Source organism: Corynebacterium sp. HMSC14B06, from assembly GCF_001807075.1.
Classification (GTDB): Bacteria; Actinomycetota; Actinomycetes; order Mycobacteriales; family Mycobacteriaceae; genus Corynebacterium; species Corynebacterium jeikeium_D.
The window spans coordinates 1-2,349 of record NZ_KV787354.1; the positions used below are offsets into that span (position 1 = coordinate 1).

The following is a 2,349-nucleotide window of genomic DNA, read 5'->3' on the forward strand; positions in this document are numbered from 1 at the left end:
CACAACCAAGCAGCAGCCACCCCGTGAGCAGCAGAAGAAGACTTTACCTTCATCGCAAACACAAGTCAAACCGACCGTGAATACAAAGTAAACTCTCCCCCACATCACCACAACAAGCGATCACATCGCCCTGTCGCGCTGACCCCGGATACATTACACACACTTCTCACATAAAGCGAACCTGCAGGTCACAACGCCTTTCTAGTGTATTTCCGAGCTAATAGAAAACCATAACCCTAGAGTCTCACTTAAAGCTGTTCCGCAATGCATTCGTTCAGCGGCTTCCCACGCACACTCACGAGTTATCTCAGCAAAGTGACGTGACCCGATGGCCTCGTCGTAAAGCGAGATGGAGCGAAACCACCCCAATAGAAAGCTCCAGTGAGGAAAACCTGGACTAGGGAACTAAAGTCGAACTGTGACTACATCAACGAAGACCGATACTCAGACGGTTCATCCGGTCGATGAGTATCCGGGCCATGTGAAACTGCTTGTACTCGGCTTTCAACATGTGCTCGCCGCGTATGCAGGCGCGGTGGCAGTCCCGCTTTTCGTGGGCTGGGCACTTGTGGATGCCGGGCGTATGTCCCCGTCCGATATTCCGCACCTAATTGCTGCGGACCTGTTTGTTGCAGGCATCGCCACCATCGTACAGTCGGTGGGTATTTGGCGATTTGGTGTGCGACTACCACTGATTCAGGGCTGTACCTTCTCTGCCGCGATTCCGATGGTTACTATCGGATCGCAATACGGCGTACCCGCAATCTACGGTTCGGTGATTGCATCGGGCATTTTCATGATGCTCTTTGCACCGCTTTTTGCGTCGCTTCTACGCCTATTTCCGCCGTTGGTCACTGGCACGGTGCTATTGATTATCGGCACGACGCTTATGCCAGTCGCAGCCGACTGGGTTGGTGGCGGTGCTGAAGTCAAGGACACTCCAGATTTCGGCGCACCTCAAAACTTGGCAGTAGCTGCGTTTGTGTTGGTCTTAATTCTCAGTATTGAGCGATGGGCACCAGAATGGCTCGCCCGCATTGCCGTTCTAGTGGGCATGATCTCCGGATTGCTGCTATGCATTCCATTGGGAATGGTGGATTGGTCTGGAACTAAGGACTCACCAGTCTTCGGGTTGACGCATCCATTCTACTTTGGCATGCCTGAATTCGTCCTCTCGGCTGTATTTGCCATGTGCATTGTTTCGCTTGTGACTATGGTCGAAGCGACTGGCGACGTACTTGCAATCGGCGAGATTACCGAATCCGAGATTGATAATCACCGTATTGCCGACACACTGCGTGCCGACGGTGCTGCGACCGTAATTGGCGGTATTTTCAATACCTTCCAATACACGGCGTTTGCCCAGAACATTGGCGTCCTATCCATCACGGGCGTACGTTCCCGATGGGTTACCGCAGCTGCAGGTGGAATGCTGCTGATCCTGGGTTTGATTCCAAAGACGGCCGCTCTCGTTGCCGCTATCCCAGCTCCAGTTTTGGGAGGTGCCGGTATCGCCTTGTTCGGTATGGTCGCAGCATCGGGCGTCCGCACTCTATCCAAGGTTACGTTCACTGAATCCAACGTGATTGTCGTGGGTATTCCGTTGGCATTGGCATTACTTCCTGCTGTATCGCCCGAACTATTCTCCGGACTACCGGCATGGGCGCAAACGTTTATGGCTTCAGGTATCTGCGTAGGTTCCGTCGCTGCTATCATCTTGAATCTTTTGTTCAACACCGCCGACCGTGCACCGCACGCCGTTACTCCGAGTGCTCACGACACCTTCCGCGGAGGTATTAACTCTGAAGATAAGGACCACGACGGCTACGGAGACGTCCCGTCGGCTAAGCCGAGCAGTAATAACTAACCTCGGTACTTTGATTAGCGCGACTGCATAGCTTAATCCCAGACAGGGCTAACTTAACTAAATACGACACCCTCCCGTATGGGCGCAGGCAATACCTCACCTATACGGGATTTTCTTTTGGCGTGATCGAGGACGCCGCCACAGCATCTCGTAGGTACGAGTCGAAGATCAGAGCTGACTACTAAGTAAGCGTATGTCTCCCTATTTGGACAGCTTGGTAATAAAGCCTCAATTGGACTGGGGTATCAGTATGTAGGGATGAGTGGCGGTGATAGTCACAGAAGTGCAATGGATGAATCGCACACGCCACCAAGCTAAGAGCCAGAATTCGAGGAGCCTCCGCGACCGGTCTACTGCGCACCGGGCCCCTTCCAAATACCCACAACCAAGCAAAATCAATGGCTATCACCGAGACATAAGCTACGACATCTATCGATTGAATGTTGTTTACTTGTGGGTAAAACAAAAGCGGGCCGCGGCCA

General features: G+C 52.7%; 1 protein-coding gene. It reads left to right on the forward strand.

All coding sequences use genetic code 11. The features are described from left to right. The first annotated feature begins 418 nt into the window (after positions 1–418). Positions 419–1,867, forward strand: a complete 1,449-nt coding sequence (locus tag HMPREF3130_RS00085) for a nucleobase:cation symporter-2 family protein (RefSeq protein ID WP_070429049.1) — start codon at positions 419–421, stop codon at positions 1,865–1,867. Positions 1,868–2,349 lie beyond the last annotated feature (482 nt).